Genomic DNA, 22561 nt, shown 5'->3' with positions numbered 1-22561 from the left:
GTGTTGACTGCGCTCGCTCCCCCCAGTCACGTACTTATGTACGCTCCCGGGGATTCACTCCCTTGCCGCCTTCCTGCAACTTGAATTATTTAGGTTATAGTTGTGCATTTCGTCTTACTTCTCAGCAAGGATCGGGGTTTCATGTTCTCAGGGCTGTTAATCATTCTGGTACCCCTTATTGTGGGTTACCTCATTCCGCTTCGACACAGAGCCGCATTAAAACTTATCAATCGGCTGTTGAGTTGGATCGTCTACCTTATTCTCTTTTTTATGGGGATCAGTCTGGCGTTTCTGGATAATCTCGCCAGTAATCTGTTATCCATTCTTTATTATTCTGCCGTCAGTGTGACGGTCATTCTGCTGTGTAATATCGCAGCGCTGCTGTGGCTGGAGCGCTCACTCCCCTGGCGACACAGCCACCAGCAAGAGAAGCTCCCCTCCCGAATCGCGATGGCGCTTGAGTCGCTACAGCTTTGCGGCGTCGTGGTGCTGGGTTTTCTGTTGGGTCTTACCGGATTGTCGATACTGCAGCACGCAACCGAAGCCAGCGAATATACGCTGATCTTTTTATTATTCCTGGTTGGGATCCAACTCCGAAACAGTGGTATGACATTAAAGCAGATCGTACTGAACCGTCGGGGCATGATTGTTGCCGTCGTCGTCGTGGCCAGTTCTCTGCTGGGCGGCGTCATTAATGCGCTGATCCTCGGCCTGCCGTTGAAAACAGCACTGGCGATGGCATCGGGTTTTGGCTGGTATTCCCTGTCAGGCATTTTGTTGACTGAATCATTCGGTCCAGTAATTGGTAGCGCCGCCTTCTTTAACGACCTGGCACGTGAGTTGATTGCCATTATGCTGATCCCTGGACTGGTGGTCCGCAGCCGTTCAACCGCATTGGGTCTTTGCGGGGCGACATCTATGGATTTCACGCTGCCCGTCTTGCAACGCAGTGGCGGTCTGGAGATGGTGCCCGCAGCCATTGTGCACGGCTTTATTCTTAGCCTGTTAGTACCACTGTTAATGGCCTTTTTCTCCGCCTGATACACAGACAAATACCTCTCTGGCGGTAGTCAGCTACCGCCAAAATTGCGCTAAATCAATCTCCCTGCAAGTTGTAGCAGAAATCCCTTTAATCCCTTCGCGCGCAGGCATAACCTTAAACATGTATATCAAATATAACTTTAAAAGGTGTGACCATGTTTTGTGTGCAATGTGAACAAACCATCCGTACTCCGGCAGGAAACGGCTGCTCTTACGCGCAGGGTATGTGCGGTAAAACAGCTGAAACCTCCGATCTGCAGGATCTGCTGATTGCTTCCCTACAAGGTCTGTCTGCATGGGCTGTTAAAGCGCGTGAATACGGCATCATCGACCATGAAGTTGATAACTTCGCGCCGCGTGCATTCTTCTCCACGCTGACCAACGTTAACTTCGACTCCCCGCGTATTGTTGGCTATGCTCGTGAAGCTATCGCCATGCGCGATGCACTGAAAGCGCAATGCCTGAACATTGATGCTAACGCAACTGTTGAAAACCCGATGGCCGACCTGCAACTGGTCAGCGACGATCTGGGCGACCTGCAACGTCAGGCCGCTGAATTCACCCCGAATAAAGACAAAGCGACCATCGGCGAGAATATCCTCGGTCTGCGTCTGCTGTGTCTGTACGGTCTGAAAGGTGCGGCAGCTTACATGGAGCACGCACACGTTCTCGGTCAGTACGACAACGATATCTACGCGCAATACCACAAAATCATGGCGTGGCTGGGTACCTGGCCTTCCGATATGAACGCTCTGCTGGAGTGTTCAATGGAAATCGGCCAGATGAACTTTAAAGTGATGAGCATTCTGGATGCCGGTGAAACCACAAAATACGGTCACCCAACCCCAACCCAGGTCAACGTGAAAGCAACCGAAGGGAAGTGCATTCTGATCTCCGGTCACGACCTGAAAGATTTGTACAACCTGCTTGAGCAGACTGAAGGCACCGGCGTTAACGTTTATACCCACGGTGAAATGCTGCCAGCACATGGCTACCCGGAACTGCGTAAGTTCAAACACCTGATCGGTAACTACGGCAGCGGCTGGCAGAACCAGCAGGTTGAATTTGCTCGTTTCCCTGGCCCAATCGTCATGACCTCTAACTGCATCATCGACCCAACCGTTGGCGCATATGATGACCGCATCTGGACCCGTAGCATCGTTGGTTGGCCAGGTGTGAGCCACCTCGAAGGTGATGATTTCGGTCCGGTTATTGCTCAGGCGCAGCAGATGGCTGGCTTCCCGTACAGCGAGATTCCTCATCTGATAACCGTCGGTTTCGGTCGTCAGACGCTGCTGGGTGCAGCTGATACCCTGATTGACCTGGTGAGCCGCGAAAAACTACGTCACATCTTCCTGGTTGGCGGTTGTGACGGCGCACGCGGTGAACGTAACTACTTCACCGATTTCGCCACCAGCGTACCAGACGACTGCCTAATCCTGACTCTGGCCTGTGGTAAATACCGTTTCAACAAACTGGAATTCGGCGATATCGAAGGTCTGCCGCGTCTGGTCGATGCCGGTCAGTGTAACGATGCCTACTCTGCCATTATCCTGGCCGTCACTCTGGCTGAGAAACTGGGTTGTGGCGTGAACGATCTGCCACTGTCTCTGGTGCTCTCCTGGTTCGAACAGAAAGCGATTGTCATCCTGCTGACCCTGCTGTCACTGGGTGTGAAAAACATTGTGACTGGCCCAACTGCACCTGGCTTCTTCACACCCGATCTGCTGGCTGTACTCAACGAGAAATTTGGTCTGCGTTCCGTGACCACCGTTGAAGAAGACATGAAGCAGCTGCTGAGCGCGTAAGGAGTAAAGAATGACAATGCCAACCCATCAGTGCCCGTGGCGGATGCAGGTTCATCACATCCATCAGGAAACGCCGGATGTGTGGACAATTTCGTTGCTATGCCACGACTATTATCCCTATCGTGCCGGGCAGTATGCACTGGTCAGCGTACGTAACTCAGCGGATACGCTGCGTGCTTACACTATCTCTTCAACGCCGGGTGTTAGCGAGTACATCACGCTGACCATCCGCCGCATTGACGACGGTGCAGGTTCTCAGTGGTTAACCCGCGACGTGAAGCGCGGCGACTACATCTGGCTGTCCGATGCCATGGGTGAATTTACCTGTGAAGATAAAGCGGAAGACAAGTTCCTGATGCTGGCTGCCGGCTGTGGCGTAACGCCAATCATGTCGATGCGTCGCTGGTTGGCGAAGTACCGTCCACAAGCCGACGTGCAGGTGATTTTCAACGTTCGCTCGCCAGAAGATGTCATCTTTGCCGATGAATGGCGTGAGTATCCGGTGACATTAGTCGCTGAAAACAATGCCACTCAAGGTTTTGTTTCCGGCCGACTGACCACCGAACTGCTGAAGAGCGTCCCGGATCTGACCTCACGTACCGTGATGACCTGTGGCCCGGCCCCGTATATGGATCTGGTCGAAAAAGAAGTGAAAGCACTTGGCGTAACACGCTTCTTTAAAGAGCAGTTCTTCACTCCGGTAGCCGAAGCGGCAACCAGCGGCCTGAAGTTCACCAAGCTGCAACCCGCACAAGAGTTCTATGCGCCGGTTGGCACGACGCTACTGGAAGCGCTGGAAAGCAATAAGGTTCCGGTCGTTGCCGCCTGTCGCGCAGGCGTGTGCGGTTGCTGCAAAACCAAAGTGGTTGATGGTAACTACACGGTCAGCAGCACCATGACGCTGACCGATACAGAAATTGCGGAAGGTTACGTTCTGGCTTGTTCCTGTCATCCGCAGGGCGATCTGGTACTTGCGTAAATAGTCATTGCCGGATGGCATACTTATCCGGCCTACAAGAACCGTTGTAGGCCGGACAAAGTACTAATACCGTCATCCGGTCATTTATCACCGCCAGGCTGAATTACCGCCCAGGGCATATTTACCTGCGCCCAGAAACGCCACCGCCATCGCGCCAACAAAAAAGTACACCAGACTCTCAATCGCCCAGGCGCCGGTTTTGTCCAGAGACCAGGTTTCTCCCATCCCGACCATCAGCCACGCCACAATCATTGTAAACGCCAGCCCTAATGCCGCCGGGCGTGTCAGGATCCCAAGAATAATCAGGCAAGGCGCAACAACCTCTCCCAGCAAGACACCGTAAGCAATAAAGCCGGGAAACCCTTTGGCTATCAGCATGCCACTGATGCCATCAATACCTGCAAACAGTTTATGCAGCCCATGGAAAAGCATCAGCCCCCCAACAGCGAGGCGTAACAAAAACTTGCCAAAATCTTCGTGCGTCAGCGTCCGGTTAACTGCATTTAATAGTTTTGTAACCATTTGAATTCATTCCTTGTTTTACCATGTCTTCTGCCAAGCTACGCTTTATCTTCGTGAAATGTAAGCTGCCGAAAATAAGGGGGTAATGAGAAGCATAACTATTATCTTCATCTAAACTTGTAACCGATATCACATTAAAGGAGATGGAAAACCATGAAACAAACGGTTGCCGCTTTTATTGCTAAAACCCTTGAACAAGCTGGCGTTAAACGTATTTGGGGTGTGACGGGCGACTCACTGAATGGCCTCAGTGATAGTCTGAATCGTATGGGAACGATTGACTGGATGCCAACCCGCCATGAAGAGGTTGCCGCTTTTGCCGCAGGCGCAGAAGCCCAACTGACCGGTGAGCTAGCTGTCTGTGCCGGTTCATGCGGACCGGGAAACCTGCACCTGATTAACGGCCTGTTTGATTGCCACCGCAACCATGTCCCGGTGCTGGCAATTGCTGCACATATTCCTTCCAGTGAGATAGGCAGTGGTTATTTTCAGGAGACCCACCCGCAGGAGTTGTTCCGCGAATGTAGCCATTATTGCGAGCTGGTTTCCAGTCCTGAGCAGATCCCCCAGGTACTGGCGATTGCGATGCGAAAAGCCGTATTAAACCGCGGTGTCTCGGTAGTCGTCTTACCTGGCGACGTCGCGCTGAAACCCGCGCCGGAAAGCGCCAGTACGCACTGGTATCACGCACCGCTGCCGATAGTTACGCCAGCAGAAGAAGAAATTAAAAAGCTGGCGCAACTGCTGCGTTATTCCCGCAATATTGCCCTGATGTGCGGCAGCGGTTGTGCCGGGGCACATAAAGAGTTGGTCGAATTTGCCGCTAAAATCAAAGCCCCGATTGTTCACGCCCTGCGTGGTAAAGAGTACGTTGAATACGACAACCCTTACGACGTCGGCATGACCGGATTAATCGGCTTTTCTTCCGGGTTCCATACCATGATGAATGCCGACACGCTGATCTTACTCGGCACTCAGTTCCCTTATCGTCCGTTCTACCCTACCGATGCCAAAATTATCCAGATTGATATCAACCCGGCGAGCATTGGCGCACACAGCAAAGTGGATATGGCGCTGGTGGGCGATATTAAATCCACACTTCTCGCCCTGCTTCCACAGCTAGAAGAAAAAAACGATCGGCAGTTTTTGGACAAAGCGCTGGAGCACTATCGCGATGCACGCAAAGGGCTGGATGATTTAGCCAAGCCCAGCGATAAAGCCATTCATCCACAATATCTGGCACAACAAATCAGCCATTTCGCCGCGGACGACGCAATCTTTACCTGTGATGTAGGCACACCAACAGTGTGGGCCGCACGCTATCTGAAAATGAACGGTAAACGCCGCCTGCTAGGATCGTTTAACCACGGTTCAATGGCAAACGCCATGCCACAAGCGCTGGGTGCGCAGGCGACTGAACCAGGTCGTCAGGTCGTCGCGATGTGCGGCGATGGTGGCTTCAGCATGTTAATGGGCGATTTTCTCTCGGTTGTACAAATGAAGCTCCCGGTGAAGATAATCGTGTTCAACAACAGCGTACTGGGTTTTGTGGCGATGGAGATGAAGGCAGGCGGTTATCTGACAGACGGGACGGAACTACACGATACCAACTTCGCACGCATTGCCGAAGCCTGTGGTATTACCGGCATCCGCGTAGAGAAATCCTCTGAGGTCGATGAGGCCCTGCAACGCGCCATGTCAATCGATGGTCCAGTGCTGGTCGATGTCGTTGTGGCGAAAGAAGAGCTCGCCATTCCACCACAAATAAAACTCGAACAAGCGAAGGGATTTAGCCTGTATATGCTGCGCGCGATCATCAGTGGACGCGGTGATGAAGTGATCGAACTGGCGAAAACGAACTGGCTCAGGTAAAACATCCTTATCAAATCACACACAATATCATTCATGATGCATCAAGACGGCTAGCCCGAAAATCCCCAGGAGCATAGGTATACTATGTGACTGGGGTTTAAGGGTGCGGCCAACGCCGAGGCAGCTTGAAGGATGAAGTGTAATAAGGAGATACCATGATTGATTTACGCAGTGATACCGTCACCCGACCCAGTCGCGCCATGCTGGAAGAGATGATGGCAGCCCCGGTCGGGGACGACGTTTACGGAGATGACCCTACCGTTAACGCCCTTCAGCAATACGCCGCTGAACTTTCTGGTAAAGAAGCGGCTATTTTCCTGCCTACCGGCACTCAGGCTAATCTGGTTGCGTTACTCAGCCATTGCCAGCGCGGCGAGGAATATATCGCCGGTCAGGGGGCTCATAACTACTTGTATGAAGCTGGCGGCGCTGCAGTGCTCGGGAGTATCCAACCCCAACCTATTGATGCTGCGCCAGATGGTTCTCTGCCACTGGATAAAGTGGCGGCAAAAATCAAAGCGGATGATATCCATTTTGCCCGCACACGCCTGCTCAGTCTGGAAAACACCCACAACGGTAAAGTGTTGCCACGTGAGTACCTGAAGGATGCCTGGGAATTTACCCGTGAGCGAAACCTTGCCCTGCACGTTGATGGCGCACGTATTTTTAACGCCATCGTCGCCTACGGCTGTGAGTTAAAAGACGTTACCCAATACTGCGACTCGTTCACAATTTGTCTGTCCAAAGGTCTGGGAACGCCGGTGGGTTCACTGTTGGTTGGCAGCCATGACTACATCAAACGCGCGATTCGCTGGCGCAAAATGACCGGCGGCGGGATGCGCCAGGCCGGGATTCTGGCGGCAGCCGGACTGTATGCGCTGAAAAATAACGTCGCGCGCTTACAAGACGACCACGACAACGCGGCCTGGATGGCAGAACAGTTGCGTGAAGCGGGAGCGGACGTCATGCGTCACGACACCAACATGCTGTTTATCCGTGTTGGTGAAGAACATGCTGCAGCACTGGGCGAATATATGAAGGCACATGATGTGCTGATTAACGCCTCCCCGATTGTACGTCTGGTGATGCATCTGGACGTGTCACGTGCACAGCTTGCTGAAGTCGTCGCCCACTGGCGCGCTTTTTTAACCCGCTAAGGAGTCAGGCGTGCCGCAACGGATTTTAGTTCTTGGCGCCAGTGGCTACATTGGTCAGCATCTGGTTCAGGCGCTCAGCCAGCAAGGGCATCAGGTGCTGGCTGCGGCACGTCGCATTGAACGGCTGGAAAAGCAGCAACTGGCCAACGTTAACTGTCATAAGATCGATTTAAATGTACCGGATACTTTGCCGCCGCTGCTGGCGGGTATTGATACCGTTTACTATCTGGTTCATGGCATGGGCGAAGGGGGCGACTTTATTGCCCATGAGCGCCTGGTCGCAGAAAACGTGCGCGATGCGCTGCGTACGACCCCGGTCAAACAACTGATCTTCCTGAGCTCATTGCAGGCTCCCAGACATGAGCAGTCCGATCACCTGCGTGCGCGCCAGATTACCGCAGATACGCTGCGCGAATCCGGTGTACCGGTGACTGAGCTACGTGCAGGCATTATCGTTGGCGCCGGTTCCGCTGCGTTTGAAGTCATGCGCGACATGGTCTATAACCTACCTGTGTTAACCCCGCCACGCTGGGTACGTTCTCGCACCACGCCTATCGCGCTGGAAAACCTGATGTATTACCTGGTGGCGTTGTTGGACCATCCGGCAAGCAAACACCGCGTACTCGAAGCAGCAGGCCCGCAGGTATTAAGCTACCAGGAGCAGTTTGAGCACTTTATGACAGTCAGCGGTAAGCATCGGCTGTTGGTCCCTATCCCCTTTCCGACCCGCTGGATCTCCGTCTGGTTTTTAAATGTCATCACTTCGGTTCCGCCGACTACGGCTAAAGCGCTAATCCAGGGGCTTAAGCACGATCTGTTGGCTGATGACACAGAACTACGGACGCTGATCCCACAACCGCTGATTGCCTTCGACGACGCGGTTCGCAGTACGCTGAAAGAAGAAGAAAAACTGGTTAACTCCAGCGACTGGGGGTATGACGCTCAGGCTTTTGCACGCTGGCGTCCTGAATATGGGTATTTTGCCAAACAAGCCGGTTTTAGCGTGGAGACTTCCGCCAGCCGGAAAGCGTTGTGGCAGGTCGTGAACCGCCTCGGGGGTAAAGAAGGTTATTTCTTTGGCAACATGTTGTGGAAGACACGTGCGGCGTTGGACCTGGTGGTAGGTCACAAGCTGGCAAAAGGTCGGCCCCAACACCCATTATTGCAGGTTGGTGATACCGTTGATAGCTGGAAAGTCATCATCGTTGAACCGGAAAAACAGCTCACTCTGCTGTTTGGCATGAAGGCCCCTGGTCTCGGTCGCCTGAGCTTTACGCTGGAAGAAAAAGGCGATCACCGACGTATTGATGTCCGGGCATGGTGGCACCCGCACGGGATGCCCGGTCTCTTCTATTGGTTGTTGATGATCCCAGCGCACTTGTTCATTTTCAGAGGGATGGCGAAGCGTATTGCCAAACTTGCAGAACAAATCACAGACTAATGATAAAAAGAGACTGTATTCTTTCATGTTTCCCATTGCATACGAGCGTATTTCACGGAAGAATGCGCACGACGTTTTTTAAACACAGTGGATTGATATGAAGGTACTGGTTACCGGAGCCACCAGCGGCTTGGGCCGAAACGCGGTTGAGTTTTTGTGCAGAAAAGGCATCAGCGTCAGAGCCACCGGTCGCAACGAAGCGATGGGTAAGCTGCTGGAAAAAATGGGGGCAGAATTTGTCCATGCGGATCTGACCGAGCTGGTCTCTTCGCAGGCAAAAGTGATGCTCGCAGGTATCGACACACTATGGCACTGCTCCAGTTTCACCTCACCGTGGGGCACGCAGGAAGCCTTCGATCTGGCCAACGTTCGTGCTACCCGTCGTCTGGGCGAGTGGGCCGTTGCCTGGGGCGTGCGTAACTTTATTCATATCTCCTCTCCCTCACTGTATTTTGACTATCACCACCATCGTGATATCAAAGAGGACTTCCGCCCACATCGCTTTGCCAACGAATTCGCCCGCAGCAAAGCCGCTGGTGAAGAGGTTATTGCACTGTTAGCTCAGGCCAACCCGCAGACCCGTTTTACGGTCTTGCGTCCGCAAAGTCTGTTCGGCCCTCATGATAAAGTGTTTATCCCGCGTCTGGCGCATATGATGCATCACTACGGCAGCATTCTGTTGCCGCACGGCGGAAGTGCGCTGGTAGATATGACCTACTACGAGAACGCGGTGCATGCGATGTGGCTGGCAAGCCAGACAACCTGCGATAAACTGCCGTCAGGTCGTGCCTATAACATTACCAACGGCGAGCATCGCACCCTGCGCAGCATCGTGCAGAAGCTCATTGATGAGCTGAATATTGATTGCCGTATTCGTTCGGTTCCTTATCCGATGCTGGACATGATCGCCCGCAGCATGGAACGTCTTGGTAATAAATCGGCTAAAGAACCCAAGCTCACGCATTACGGTGTGTCGAAGCTTAATTTTGATTTTACGCTGGATACAACGCGCGCTCAGGAAGAGTTAGGCTATCAGCCCGTAGTCACACTGGACGAAGGGATTGAACGTACCGCGGCCTGGTTACGCGACCACGGCAAACTGCCACGTTAAGCGGGTTGCCATTGCCGGATAGCGGCGCAAGCGCCTTATCCGGCCTACATTCCTGCCCGAACTATCCGTTGGCCTGATAAGCGAAGCGCCATCAGGCATCGGTGATCTGCGTTAACCCTGCCCGTATTTCTCCAGTAACGCCTCGGCAATCGCCAGGGTTTCAGCATCCGCCACGCCGTTCCACAACGCCGGGCGGAAGTGCATCTGGAACGCCATAATCACCCGCTGTTGTTCACGTGGCGTCATTTCAGGTTTAACGTCATAGCCATAGCGCGACAACACATCAAGCAACGAGGCGGTATCTACCGGCGTATGAGGCGCACGCCCGGCGAGATAAAACGTGACGCGCTGCGCATCCGGCCACGCGCCAATACCTTGTGCTGCCAGCTCACGCCACGGGAACAGGGGGCCGGGATCATCTTTACGCTGTGGCGCGATATCCGCATGAGCCACGACGTTTTGTGGCTTGATGTCGTAACGGGCAATAATATCCTTTGCCAGCGGGATCAACGCCTGAATCTGTGTTGCTTCAAACGGGGTGAAATATTTCGTTCCCGCCGACGTTTGCCAGCCGCGATTTTCCAGCTCAATACCAATCGATGTGTCGTTGATGCGCGTGGCACCACGCCAGAAGCTAATCCCCGCATGCCAGGCCAAATCTTTTTCCGGGACCAGTTGCCAGATACGCGGCTTACCGTGATACAACGGCGGCACCGCCGGGATCAAATAATGCGAACTGACGTTTTTATCCGTCAGCGTAGCCAGTGATGAATCAAAATCATCTGCGGTGTAATGAATAACCAACACCTTAATGCGGGGATAGGCAGCCTGAGCCTGACGGCGGGTATCTAACTGATACCCGTCTTTATCGATAATCCCTTTCTCGCCGGCACACCCGGCCAACAGCAGCGTGAACGCCAGCAACCACAGCAGACGCTTCATCGGCGAGTTTTTACCGCGGTACCGCTGACGCTGACCATCAGCATACTGCTATCTTTCCCGACGGTCTCGTAATCAATATCGATACCGACAACCGCATCAGCGCCCAATGCTTTGGCTTGTTCGCCGAGTTCCTGGAAGGCAATTTCACGCGCTTTACGTAATTCTTTTTCATACGCGCCGGAGCGCCCACCGACGATATCACGGATACCCGCAAAGAAATCGCGGAAGATATTTGCGCCTAAAATAGCTTCGCCGGTTACCACACCGCAGTATTCCACGATGGTCTGCCCTTCAAGCGTAGGGGTAGTCGAAAACTGCATGGTTAATCTCCTTGTTGCGCTAAGAGCACGATCTCAAAAGCATTATCGAACCGATCCACTATCATTGAAAGGATATATTCTATCAACGTAGAACACTAATCGTAGAAAGCTAATAAGGAAATCATTATGCGCTACTCGAAACTCTCTCTGCTGGTTCCCTGTGCACTTCTTCTCAGCGCCTGTACTACCGTGACGCCGGTCTATAAAGATAACGGCACGCGTAGCGGTTCATGCGTAGAAGGCGGGCCAGACAGCGTGGCCCAGCAATTCTATGATTACCGCATTCAGCATCGTAATAATGACATCACCGCCCTGCGCCCGTACTTAAGCGACAACCTGGCGAAACTGCTGAATGATGCCAGCCGTGATAACGCGCATCGCGAACTGTTTAACAGCGATCCGTTCTCCAGTCGCGCCACGTTACCGGACAGCGCCAGCGTCGCCAGCGCATCGACTATTCCGAATAGTGATGCACGCAATATTCCGCTGCGTGTAGAGCTTAAACAGGGCGACCAAAGCTGGCGTGATGAAGTGCTGATGATCCGCGAAGGCCAGTGCTGGGTAGTTGACGATGTGCGTTATCTGGGCGGCAGCGTACACGCGCCAGCCGGGACACTGCGCCAGTCTGTCGAAAACCGCTAATCTCCCCATTCATCTCATCAAATCATAACCCCCATAAATTGTCTGGCATTCTGCATAGAATGCCGACAATTATTCTTGCCCACTGGTGGCCCCGCTATTTTGTGCTATGTTTAGATAAGAATGCGGTTTGCATTTAACTTTTAACGCATAAATATTGCATAACTATTCTGCCAAAGGTAGTATCTGCGGCTTCAATATACACAAAATCATTCATGATGCGTCGAGGCGGCAAGTGAATGAATCTCCAGGAGCGTACGAATAGTACGTGGCTGGAGTGAATGAACGCAGCCAACAAAGAGGCAGCTTGAAGGATGAAGTGTATAGCTATCAGACTGCCAGCATACGAGAATCAATGAGTATTCAATTAAACGGCATTAACTGCTTCTACGGCGCACATCAGGCGCTGTTCGATATCACGCTGGATTGCCCTCAGGGTGAAACACTGGTGTTACTTGGCCCAAGTGGAGCCGGGAAAAGCTCGCTACTGCGTGTACTCAATCTGCTTGAGATGCCACGCTCGGGCACGCTCTCTATTGCAGGTAACCGTTTCGACTTCACGAAAACCCCATCAGATAAAGCCATTCGTGAGCTGCGTCAAAACGTGGGCATGGTCTTCCAGCAATACAATCTTTGGCCGCACCTGACGGTACAGCAAAACCTGATTGAAGCGCCCTGCCGCGTACTTGGTCTGACGAAAGAACAAGCACTGGCGCGTGCTGAAAAACTGCTTGAGCGTCTGCGCCTGAAGCCTTACAGCGATCGCTACCCACTGCATTTGTCTGGCGGTCAACAGCAGCGTGTGGCGATTGCCCGTGCGTTGATGATGGAACCGCAGGTACTGCTGTTTGACGAACCTACCGCAGCGCTTGACCCGGAAATCACGGCCCAAATCGTCAGCATCATTCGTGAGCTGGCGGAAACTAAAATTACTCAGGTGATCGTCACCCACGAAGTGGAAGTTGCACGTAAAACAGCCAGTCGTGTGGTGTATATGGAAAACGGTCATATCGTCGAGTTTGGGGATGCGAGCTGCTTTGCCAACCCGCAAACCGAAGCGTTTAAAAACTATCTTTCTCACTAAGATTCGGGACAATACAATGAAAAAAGTTCTGATTGCCGCGCTAATCGCAGGTTTTAGTCTTTCCGCTACCGCAGCCCAAACCATTCGTTTCGCTACCGAAGCGTCCTATCCTCCGTTTGAATCCATCGATGCTAATAACAAGATCGTAGGCTTTGACGTTGATTTGGCGAATGCGCTGTGTAAAGAGATTGACGCTACCTGTACGTTCACCAATCAGGCCTTCGACAGCCTGATCCCTAGCCTGAAGTTCCGCCGCTTTGACGCGGTAATGGCCGGTATGGACATCACACCAGAACGTGAAAAGCAGGTACTGTTCACGACGCCTTACTACGACAACTCGGCACTGTTTGTCGGCCAGCAGGGTAAATACACCAGCATCGACCAGCTGAAAGGCAAAAAAGTCGGCGTACAGAACGGTACCACGCACCAAAAATTCATCATGGATAAACACCCGGAAGTGACTACCGTGCCATATGACAGCTATCAGAATGCCAAACTGGATCTGCAAAACGGTCGTATTGATGGCGTCTTTGGTGATACCGCAGTGGTAACGGAATGGCTGAAAGACAATCCGAAACTGGCTGCAGTTGGCGATAAAGTGACGGATAAAGATTACTTCGGTACCGGTCTGGGCATTGCTGTGCGCCAGGGTAATACCGAGCTGCAGCAGAAATTTAACGCTGCGCTGGAAAAAGTGAAGAAAGATGGGACTTACGAGACCATCTATAACAAATGGTTCCAGAAGTAATATTTGATGAATGAATTTTTTCCTTTAGCAAGCGCCGCCGGGATGACCGTCGGCCTTGCCGTTTGTGCGCTGATTATTGGCCTTGCACTCGCCATGTTCTTTGCCGTCTGGGAGTCTGTAAAATGGCGTCCAGTGGCATGGGCAGGTTCAGGGCTGGTCACTATCCTGCGCGGGTTACCAGAAATTCTGGTCGTTCTGTTTATCTATTTCGGTTCCTCTCAACTGCTGCTGACGCTGGCCGATGGGTTTACGATCAATCTCGGGTTCGTGCAAATTCCCGTTCAGATGCAGATTGAAAACTTCGACGTCAGCCCGTTCCTGTGCGGTGTGATTGCACTGTCATTGCTTTATGCAGCCTATGCCTCACAAACGCTGCGCGGTGCGTTGAAAGCGGTTCCGCTTGGACAATGGGAATCAGGCCAGGCGCTGGGTTTATCTAAAACCGCGATTTTCTTTCGCCTGGTGATGCCGCAAATGTGGCGCCATGCCCTGCCGGGTCTGGGTAACCAGTGGCTGGTGTTGCTGAAAGATACCGCACTGGTTAGCCTCATCAGCGTGAACGATCTGATGCTACAAACCAAGAGCATTGCGACCCGTACTCAGGAACCCTTTACCTGGTACATCGTCGCGGCGGCTATTTACCTGGTGATTACGCTGGTGAGTCAGTACATTCTCAAACGCATTGACCTGCGCGCGACACGTTTTGAGCGGAGACCAGGCTAATGCTTGAGTATTTACCTGAACTACTGAAAGGGCTGCACACCAGCCTGACGCTGACGGTCGCCTCGATTGTGGTGGCACTGGTTCTGGCGTTGGTTTTCACTGTTATCCTGACACTGAAAACGCCGGTACTGGTGTGGCTGGTTCGCGCCTATATCACGTTGTTTACCGGTACACCGCTGCTGGTGCAAATATTCCTGATCTACTACGGACCAGGGCAGTTCCCTGCGCTGCAGGAATATCCAGTGCTCTGGCATTTGCTGTCCGAACCATGGCTGTGCGCGTTAATCGCACTGTCCTTAAACAGTGCGGCCTATACCACGCAACTGTTTTATGGTGCGATTCGAGCAATCCCGGAAGGCCAGTGGCAGTCCTGTGGTGCGCTGGGGATGAGCAAAAAGGATACGCTGGCCATTCTGCTGCCGTATGCCTTTAAACGCGCCCTCTCCTCGTATTCCAACGAAGTGGTACTGGTCTTTAAAAGTACATCACTGGCGTACACCATCACACTGATGGAAGTCATGGGCTACAGCCAACTGCTGTACGGCCGTACCTATGACGTCATGGTCTTTGGTGCAGCTGGCGTGATTTACCTGATCGTCAATGGCTTGCTGACGTTGATGATGCGCTTGATCGAACGTAAAGCCCTGGCGTTTGAACACCGGAATTAAGTCGATGCCGCTGCGGTTTTTGCGCCGATGTCGGCCGGATAAGGTGCCAGCGCCGTCATCCGAAGAATGTGCATAATACAAAAACATAAAGACGGACAACATTCTAAATTGTCCGTCTTTTTTTATGCCAATAAAAATATTTAATCATTTTTATTGCATACAAATTCATTAAGTGGCATTGTGAATCCACGCCGCAGACACGGTAAATAATCATAAGATTGACAGACGGGAGTTCCACCATGAAAAAGTTAGTACTGGCCGCATTACTTGCTACTTTCGCCGCTGGCGCCGCAGCTGCTGATAAGATTAGTTTCGGTGTATCAGCAACCTACCCACCATTCGAATCACTGGACGCCAGCAATAAAATTGTCGGTTTTGATATCGATCTGGCAACAGCATTGTGCAAACAAATGCAGGCTGAATGTACTTTTACTAATCATGCTTTCGACAGCCTTATTCCCGCGCTGAAATTCAAAAAATATGATGCGGTGATTTCCGGTATGGACATCACGCCTGAACGTAGCAAGCAGGTTTCCTTCACCCAGCCGTACTATGCCAACTCAGCGCTGGTGATTGCGAAGAAAGACACCTACAAGAGCTTTGATGATCTGAAAGGCAAACGTATCGGGATGGAAAACGGTACCACGCACCAGAAATACCTGCAGGACAAGCATCCTGAAGTAAAAACCGTGGCCTACGACAGCTATCAGAATGCAATCATCGACCTGAAAAATGGCCGTATTGATGGCGTATTTGGCGACACTGCCGTCGTCAATGAGTGGCTGAAAACCAATCCACAGTTAGGTACTGCGACGGCAAAAGTCACCGATCCGCAATACTTTGGTACGGGTCTTGGTATTGCTGTTCGCCCGGATAATAAAGCACTGCTGGAAAAATTGAACAATGCGCTGGCCGCCATCAAAGCTGACGGCACGTACCAGAAAATCAGTGACCAGTGGTTCCCACAGTAATCTCAGTCTTGTTTAAAAAGCCGCGACCTGCGGCTTTTTTATTGCTATTTATCCATGCAGGATGCAACGTGAACACCGGACCTCACCTGCAATGTCGGCCACGCCATCAGTCCGTTGTGCTCACAGGGGGACAAAAAACAAAGCCCGGTTTCCCGGGCCTTGAAGACGCAAAACAGATCAGTTGTAAGCATTGAGCGTCCGCTGACACAGTGCCGAGCGAACGCAATCATCTTTGTTGAATCGAACGATCCCAACCATGTCATCTTCTTCGAAACGGGCCAGCGCATCGCTTAGCCCTGAACGAACATGAGCGGGGAGATCGCACTGGGTAATGTCCCCATTCACAATCACCGTCACATTCTCTCCGAGGCGAGTCAAAAACATCTTCATTTGCGCAGCAGTCACATTCTGAGCCTCGTCCAGAATAACAACGGCATTTTCAAATGTACGTCCCCGCATATACGCGAACGGCGCAATTTCTACCTTACCAATCTCAGGTCGCAGGCAATATTGCATAAAGGAGGCTCCCAGACGTTTTACCAGCACGTCATAAACCGGACGAAAATAGGGAGCGAACTTCTCAGAGACATCCCCAGGTAAGAAGCCGAGGTCTTCATCAGCTTGCAGAACTGGACGGGTTACAATGATCCTGTCCACATCTTTGTGGATCAGGGCTTCTGCTGCTTTCGCCGCGCTGATCCAGGTTTTACCACACCCGGCTTCGCCCGTGGCGAATATCAGCTGCTTACTCTCGATAGCATTCAGGTAGTGCGCCTGAGCTTCATTTCGCGCCGTGATCGGTGTGGCGTCGCGGCTATCACGCGCCATACCAATCGCCTCTACGCCGCCCATCTGCACAAGCGAGGTGACCGATTCATCTTCGCGCTGTTTATGGCTACGCGAATCCCGCCTCAGCACACGTTTTGCTTCGCGACGAGCTTTGATCACTGCTTTTTGTCTTCCCATGGATAGCACCTTGAGTTGTAGGTATACATCACACGCGCCGTTGGCGGCACGATTATGCGCACGAACATCTGAGGGTTGGCTTCCTTGTAAGCCATTGCCTGCCTTCGGATAAGACGCCATACACGGCTACGCGCACCGTACAGGGTGTCAGTTACAAGGATAAGAAGTGAAAGGGAGAGAGATTTAACGGTGACGAGATGGCTACCGGAAGAGAAACGTCCGCGTAAGGGACTGCAATAACTTTGAAAAACGTGTCCAGTACAGGACTTTTCCATTCGCGATCTCCATAGTGAATGACTATCACCGCCGGGAACTACCGCTATTACTTATAATTACATCATAACCTTTCGTTAATGCAACAATATTTTTACTTGTTGTTAACTTAATTTCATCTTATCGCCAGCAACAGTCTCTTGCAGAGAGATGACAGAATTATTTCAGCCGCCGCCGATCATGAAAAATAATTTTTTCATTCATCAGAGTGTCAGGAAATGCCCCGCAGCACTGCGGGGCAGAATCATCATGCTTCGAGCAGGGCTTGCCCCAGATAGTGGTCAGCGGTTTTGACACCAGGTAAAGCAAAGAAGTAGCCCCCACCAATAGGTTTGACATACTCTTCAAGCGCTTCACCGTTCAGGCGTTTCTGAACCGTCAAAAACCCTTTTTCCAGGTCGTGCTGATAGCAAACGAACAACAATCCCATATCCAATTGCCCGGAATTGGTCACGCCAAGCGAATAGCTGTACCCACGACGCATCATCAGGCTGGTCTCTGTTTCTTTCGTGCGCGGGTTCGCCAGACGAATATGGCTGTCGAGCGCAATCACCTCACCTTCGGGATCGTTGGCATAATCCGGAACATCATGCTCGTGCTGCATACCCAGCGGTGCGCCGGTATGTTTATCGCGGCCGAAAATCGTTTGCTGCTCTTTAAGCGGCGTACGGTCCCAGAATTCCACGCGAAACTGGATGAGCCTGACGGCCTGATAGCTACCATCTTGTGCCCATGCCGGTTCCCCCTGCTCCGCAGTGACCCACACCACGTTTTGCATCAGCGTTGTATCGGCAGCGTCGGGATTCGCGGTTCCATCCTTAAATCCCAGCAAATTGACGGGAGTCTCTTTACCTTTACTGCGTGCGGCATGATCAGAGATAAACCCTTCACGTTTCCAGCGTACGCTGAGCAGATCCGGCGTGTGCTTAATGATATCGCGCAGCGCATGGATAACGGTGTCCTGCGTATTGGCGCAAATCTGCAACAGCAAGTCGCCATGGCATAACGCCGCATCCAGTGAATCATTCGGAAAACGCGTCATTTTTTGCAGTTTTTTCGGCATCTGTGCTTTCAGACCATAGCGATCATCAAACAGTGAAGATCCAACCGACAGCGTCATCGTCAGATTATCCGGCGCTATGTATGCCCCAAGAATACCGGAATCCATTGGCGGTAAACGTGGATTCGGCGTTTCTGGTGCCGGCCCTCCGGTTGTCAAAAATGCAAACCGGCGGGTCAGTAAACGAAACAGACGCTCAAGGTCAGCTTTATCGCTGGCGAGCACATCAAACGCCACCAGCATCATTGAGGCCTGCTGCGGCGTCAGGATACCGGCCTGGTGCTGGCCATAAAACGGTTGTTTCTCACTGCGTGCATCAGGTGACAGTGTTCCCGGCGCACTTTGCGTTTTTTGCGCGTGAGCGACCGGGCATCCACCAGCCAGCGCCAGTGCCCCACCCAGCGCCCCCATCCCTTTCAGTAAACGTCGGCGTGACGGTTCGCTCACGCCGTTTTCATTATCTTGCTGCATAGTGCTTAATCCAGGCCCAAAACACCGCGTAATTGCGACAAGTCTTCCGCCAGCGTCGTGATTGGCCCTTTCAGCGCATTACGATCGGCATCGGTCAGTTTGTCATAGGTTTCAAAGCCGTCTTTGGTACGGTACTTGCTCAGAATGGAATCGACTTTTTTGAAGTTCGCATCCACCTTCGCCAACAGATCAGCATTGGATTTTTGTAACTGAGGACGCAGGAGATCGACGATTTTCTGCGCGCCATCAACGTTAGCCTGGAAGTCCCACAAATCGGTGTGGCTGTAACGATCTTCTTCTCCACTGATTTTGCTGGCTGCGACTTCTTCAATCAGCCCTGCTGCCCCGCCAACCACTTTAGACGGTGGGAAAGCAAGTTCGCTAATACGCGTTTGCAGGTCAAGAACATCGCTGTTTAATTGGTCGGCGTACTTGTCCATACCTTTAGTGGTATTGTCGCCAAACAGCGCTTTCTCCAGGCGGTGGAAGCCGGTGAATTTAGGATCGGCGGCTTTTTGCTCATAATCATCTTCACGCGCATCAATGCTACCATCGAGGTCAGAGAACAATTCGGCAATCGGCTCAATACGTTCATAATGCTGACGCGTTGGCGCATACAGGGATTTGGCTTTCTCCAGATCGCCCGCTTTAATGGCATCCGTAAAGGCTTTCGTGCCTGACACCAGTTGCGCTGTTTCTGCCGTTACATAGGCTTTGTATTCAGTAATTGCACCACTCAGGCTCAGCAGAGCATCGCTGTGCGCGGCATCTGCCGTTGCCGTCCCCTTCACGATCAGCTTGCCTTTCGGGTTGGTCAGCAGACCGCAGGTCATATCATATTCACCCGGCTGCAGGTTAGCCGTCATTTTCTGGCTAAAACCGGGTGCAATGTTTTCACGCTCTTCAACCACCATCACGCCTTTGAGGATCTCCCACTCCAGCGCTTTTTGACTGTGGTTTTGAATGATGAATTGAGTCTTCCCGGCATTCACCGTGATTGTCATCGGTTCACACTGTTTATCATTTACCGTGACTTTTACCTGCGGGATATCAGCAGCGTGAGCGGTAAAAGCAGAAGCAAACAGCGCGGCAATACCCAACTGCAGCGCACTACGGCGGAAATTAATCGTCATGACCCATCCCTATAAAAAGTATGTTGTAACTAAATGATATTCTTGCATCACGTTTTATCAGGGTGCGGTACGTGATGCCGTAGTGCCTGAACGAGGTGGTAGAGCAAACATAATCAATGCCGGAATCAGATAGATAAACCAGACAGCAACTTCACTAACACTTGGCGCTTCCTGATAGCCGAAGATGCCTTCCATCAATGTGCCAAACAGCGAATGCGTTGACAAAACGCTGCTCATATCAAACGCTACGTCCTGGAAATGATTCCATAACCCAGCTTCGTGGAATGCACGAATGGCTCCCGCAGCAAGACCTGCGGCAACCAACAAAATGAACAGACTGGTCCACTTAAAGAAAGCCCCGAGATTGAGGCGAATCCCACCGAGATAAATCAGGTAACCCAGCACCACCGCGGTAGCCAGTCCCAGCATCGCACCTAGCGGTGGCCAAATACCCACATCCTGCTGAAATGCCGCCAGCAGAAAGAAGACTGACTCCAGCCCTTCACGAGCGACGGCAAAAAAGACCATCATCACCAGCGCCCAGCCATGATGATTGCCTTTCTGTAACGCGTTATCGACAGCCTGTTCCAGTTGAACTTTGACGTTGCGCGATACTTTACGCATCCAGAAGACCATCCAGGTCAGGATCACCACAGCAATAAGTGCCACGATACCTTCAAATAGCTCCTGCTCTTTTTGCGGGAATTCGCCCGTGGTTTCATTGATGAAAATTCCCAGCGAAAGGCACAGCGCCGCCGCCAGCAACACACCAATCCACATCACGCCAATCCAGCGACCACGCTGAGTCCGTTTCAGGTAGCTGGCAATCAGGCTGACAATCAGCGCGGCCTCTAACCCTTCGCGCAACATAATTAGAAATGGAACAAACATGCGAAGTACCCTTTAACGTTATTCTCAGTCAAGTGATGCAAAGAAAAGTAAATTACAGTGATAGTGATTATCATTACAGCAAAGAAAAACTCAAGCAGAATGTTTTGAGAATGATGACTTAATGTAAACAGTTAGGTGGGTAACAGTTATTGCACGCTGGATCGAAGTGAGGGAGACATAAAAAAGCCCGCTCGCGGCGGGCTTTAAAAACAATACAGCGATTATTCTTCCTGCAAACGCGACGGCGGTGCTGAATGATAATGAGCATCAGCCTCGGCAAAACGTTTCTGCATTGCTGCTGATGGCGCTTTACCCCACAGACTGAAGACTACAATCCCGATGCTGCCAAACACGAAGCCCGGGATGATTTCATACAGACCCAACCAGGCAAACTGCTTCCAGACGATAACCGTCACAGCACCAATGACCATCCCAGCCAGCGCGCCGTTACGGGTCATACGCGACCACATTACGGAGAACAGAACAACCGGACCAAAGGCAGCACCAAAGCCAGCCCAGGCGTAGCTCACCAGGCCGAGCACGCGGTTCTCTGGGTTTGCCGCCAGCGCGATGGACACCAGCGCCACGACCAGCACCATGATACGCCCAATCCATACCAGCTCTTTCTGGCTGGCATTTTTACGCAGGAACGCTTTGTACAAATCTTCGGTAATCGCACTGGAGCATACCAGCAGTTGGCAACTCAGCGTCGACATCACCGCTGCGAGGATCGCAGATAACAGAATACCGGCAATCCATGGATTGAACAGGATCTGCGCCAGTTCAATAAACACGCGCTCGGCGTTCTGGTTCACGGCACCCGCTACCGACGGGTTGTTATTGAAGTAAGCAATACCGAAGAAACCAACGGCAACAGCGCCAGCCAGACACAGAATCATCCAGGTCATACTGATGCGACGTGCATGGACAATACTATGGTGGGAATCGGCAGCCATAAAGCGCGCCAGGATATGCGGTTGACCGAAATAACCCAGCCCCCATCCCATCAGTGAAATGATGGCAACAAAGTTAAGCCCTTTGAACATATCGACGTTTTCAATGCTCTTTTGCTTAATCACTTCCAGCGAGTCTTCAAATCCGCCGACACCAATAATCACCATCACCGGTGTCAGGATCAGTGCGAAGATCATCAGGCTGGCCTGTACGGTATCGGTCCAACTCACCGCCAGGAAGCCACCAATAAAGGTATAAATGATCGTCGCGGCCGCTCCCGCCCACAGCGCGGTTTCGTAGCTCATACCAAAGGTGCTTTCGAATAAACGCGCCCCTGCTACAATACCTGAAGCACAATAGATGGTGAAAAACAGCAGAATAACCAGTGCGGAAATAATACGCAGCACGCGGCTTTTATCTTCAAAACGGCCGGTAAAGTAATCCGGCAACGTCAGCGCATTGTTATTATATTCGGTGTGTACACGTAAACGCCCGGCCACCAGTTTCCAGTTGACCCACGCCCCTAATACCAGACCGATAGCGATCCAACTTTCTGAAATCCCCGACAGGAAAATCGCACCTGGCAGCCCCATCAGCAGCCAGCCGCTCATGTCGGATGCCCCAGCGGATAACGCCGTTACGAACGGACCCAGACTGCGTCCACCCAGAATATAATCATCAAAGTTTTTGGTCGAACGCCATGCAATAAACCCTATCAATATCATGCCAAAAATATAGACACAGAATGTGACTAACATCGGTGTGCTAATAGCCATCAAAACTCTCC

Annotated in this window: 21 protein-coding genes; 13 read left to right on the top strand and 8 right to left on the bottom strand. The window is 51.9% G+C overall.

Annotation, left to right across the window (positions count from 1 at the left end; all coding sequences use genetic code 11):
• Positions 1-141: 141 nt before the first annotated feature.
• The 3 genes from NNN64_RS10535 (at position 142) to hcr (ending at position 3828) form a co-directional block, all read left to right on the top strand.
• Positions 142-1041, top strand: a complete 900-nt coding sequence (locus tag NNN64_RS10535) for a lysine exporter LysO family protein (protein ID WP_137382231.1) — start codon at positions 142-144, stop codon at positions 1039-1041.
• Positions 1042-1196: 155 nt separating this feature from the next.
• The gene (hcp, locus tag NNN64_RS10530) at positions 1197-2849 is read left to right on the top strand and encodes a hydroxylamine reductase (RefSeq protein ID WP_137382230.1); all 1653 of its coding nucleotides are present in this window, start codon (positions 1197-1199) and stop codon (positions 2847-2849) included.
• A 10-nt stretch (positions 2850-2859) separates the two neighbouring features.
• Positions 2860-3828 (top strand): NADH oxidoreductase, encoded by a 969-nt coding sequence (hcr, locus tag NNN64_RS10525; protein WP_271441346.1) that lies wholly within the window; start codon positions 2860-2862, stop codon positions 3826-3828.
• 87 nt (positions 3829-3915) lie between these two features.
• Here hcr and NNN64_RS10520 read toward each other — a convergent pair whose 3' ends face one another.
• Positions 3916-4350: a DoxX family protein gene (locus NNN64_RS10520; RefSeq protein ID WP_040231860.1), complete on the bottom strand. Its 435-nt coding sequence runs from the start codon at positions 4348-4350 to the stop codon at positions 3916-3918.
• Positions 4351-4503: 153 nt separating this feature from the next.
• Here NNN64_RS10520 and poxB point away from each other — a divergent pair, with 153 nt between their 5' ends.
• From poxB to NNN64_RS10500, 4 genes are all read left to right on the top strand, one after another.
• Positions 4504-6222 (top strand): ubiquinone-dependent pyruvate dehydrogenase, encoded by a 1719-nt coding sequence (gene poxB, locus NNN64_RS10515; protein ID WP_271441345.1) that lies wholly within the window; start codon positions 4504-4506, stop codon positions 6220-6222.
• A gap of 155 nt (positions 6223-6377) precedes the next feature.
• Positions 6378-7379 carry a low-specificity L-threonine aldolase gene (gene ltaE / locus NNN64_RS10510; RefSeq protein ID WP_271441344.1) on the top strand — a complete coding sequence of 334 codons (1002 nt, stop codon included), beginning with the start codon at positions 6378-6380 and terminating at the stop codon, positions 7377-7379.
• Between the two features lie 10 nt (positions 7380-7389).
• Positions 7390-8820 carry an SDR family oxidoreductase gene (locus NNN64_RS10505; RefSeq protein WP_271441343.1) on the top strand — a complete coding sequence of 477 codons (1431 nt, stop codon included), beginning with the start codon at positions 7390-7392 and terminating at the stop codon, positions 8818-8820.
• Between the two features lie 97 nt (positions 8821-8917).
• Entirely contained in the window at positions 8918-9931 is a 1014-nt protein-coding gene (locus NNN64_RS10500) for an NAD-dependent epimerase/dehydratase family protein (RefSeq protein WP_137382225.1), read from the top strand.
• Between the two features lie 111 nt (positions 9932-10042).
• Here the strand turns inward: NNN64_RS10500 and NNN64_RS10495 are convergent, their stop codons facing one another.
• Positions 10043-10873, bottom strand: coding sequence for an N-acetylmuramoyl-L-alanine amidase (locus NNN64_RS10495; protein WP_271441342.1), 831 nt, complete (start codon positions 10871-10873; stop codon positions 10043-10045).
• Positions 10870-11193 (bottom strand): heavy metal-binding domain-containing protein, encoded by a 324-nt coding sequence (locus NNN64_RS10490; protein WP_108474624.1) that lies wholly within the window; start codon positions 11191-11193, stop codon positions 10870-10872. Before NNN64_RS10490 ends, NNN64_RS10495 begins: the two co-directional genes overlap by 4 nt.
• Before the next feature lie 126 nt (positions 11194-11319).
• On the opposite strand from NNN64_RS10490, the gene NNN64_RS10485 reads away from it, so the two are divergent.
• From NNN64_RS10485 to artJ, 6 genes are all read left to right on the top strand, one after another.
• The gene (locus NNN64_RS10485; protein WP_200000890.1) at positions 11320-11835 is read left to right on the top strand and encodes a lipoprotein; all 516 of its coding nucleotides are present in this window, start codon (positions 11320-11322) and stop codon (positions 11833-11835) included.
• A 352-nt stretch (positions 11836-12187) separates the two neighbouring features.
• Positions 12188-12916 (top strand): arginine ABC transporter ATP-binding protein ArtP, encoded by a 729-nt coding sequence (gene artP, locus NNN64_RS10480; RefSeq protein ID WP_137382222.1) that lies wholly within the window; start codon positions 12188-12190, stop codon positions 12914-12916.
• Positions 12917-12932: 16 nt separating this feature from the next.
• Positions 12933-13664: an arginine ABC transporter substrate-binding protein ArtI gene (gene artI / locus NNN64_RS10475; protein WP_003027298.1), complete on the top strand. Its 732-nt coding sequence runs from the start codon at positions 12933-12935 to the stop codon at positions 13662-13664.
• Between the two features lie 6 nt (positions 13665-13670).
• Positions 13671-14387, top strand: coding sequence for an arginine ABC transporter permease ArtQ (artQ, locus tag NNN64_RS10470; protein WP_271441341.1), 717 nt, complete (start codon positions 13671-13673; stop codon positions 14385-14387).
• Positions 14387-15055 (top strand): arginine ABC transporter permease ArtM, encoded by a 669-nt coding sequence (gene artM, locus NNN64_RS10465; protein ID WP_137382221.1) that lies wholly within the window; start codon positions 14387-14389, stop codon positions 15053-15055. Before artQ ends, artM begins: the two co-directional genes overlap by 1 nt.
• Before the next feature lie 239 nt (positions 15056-15294).
• Positions 15295-16026 carry an arginine ABC transporter substrate-binding protein ArtJ gene (artJ, locus tag NNN64_RS10460; protein WP_271441340.1) on the top strand — a complete coding sequence of 244 codons (732 nt, stop codon included), beginning with the start codon at positions 15295-15297 and terminating at the stop codon, positions 16024-16026.
• A 177-nt stretch (positions 16027-16203) separates the two neighbouring features.
• Here artJ and phoH read toward each other — a convergent pair whose 3' ends face one another.
• The 5 genes from phoH to putP form a co-directional block, all read right to left on the bottom strand.
• Positions 16204-16992 (bottom strand): phosphate starvation-inducible protein PhoH, encoded by a 789-nt coding sequence (gene phoH / locus NNN64_RS10455; RefSeq protein WP_199954506.1) that lies wholly within the window; start codon positions 16990-16992, stop codon positions 16204-16206.
• A gap of 520 nt (positions 16993-17512) precedes the next feature.
• Positions 17513-18796, bottom strand: coding sequence for an iron uptake transporter deferrochelatase/peroxidase subunit (efeB, locus tag NNN64_RS10450; RefSeq protein WP_271441339.1), 1284 nt, complete (start codon positions 18794-18796; stop codon positions 17513-17515).
• Positions 18797-18801: 5 nt separating this feature from the next.
• Positions 18802-19929 (bottom strand): iron uptake system protein EfeO, encoded by a 1128-nt coding sequence (gene efeO / locus NNN64_RS10445; RefSeq protein WP_271441338.1) that lies wholly within the window; start codon positions 19927-19929, stop codon positions 18802-18804.
• Between the two features lie 57 nt (positions 19930-19986).
• Positions 19987-20820 carry an iron uptake transporter permease EfeU gene (gene efeU, locus NNN64_RS10440; protein ID WP_271441337.1) on the bottom strand — a complete coding sequence of 278 codons (834 nt, stop codon included), beginning with the start codon at positions 20818-20820 and terminating at the stop codon, positions 19987-19989.
• Positions 20821-21041: 221 nt separating this feature from the next.
• Complete coding sequence (gene putP / locus NNN64_RS10435; protein WP_271441336.1) at positions 21042-22550, bottom strand: sodium/proline symporter PutP; 1509 nt, start codon at positions 22548-22550, stop codon at positions 21042-21044.
• Positions 22551-22561 lie beyond the last annotated feature (11 nt).

Source organism: Citrobacter sp. Igbk 14 (assembly GCF_028069825.1).
Taxonomy (GTDB): Bacteria; Pseudomonadota; Gammaproteobacteria; order Enterobacterales; family Enterobacteriaceae; genus Citrobacter.
This window is presented reverse-complemented; position numbering and strand designations above follow the sequence as displayed.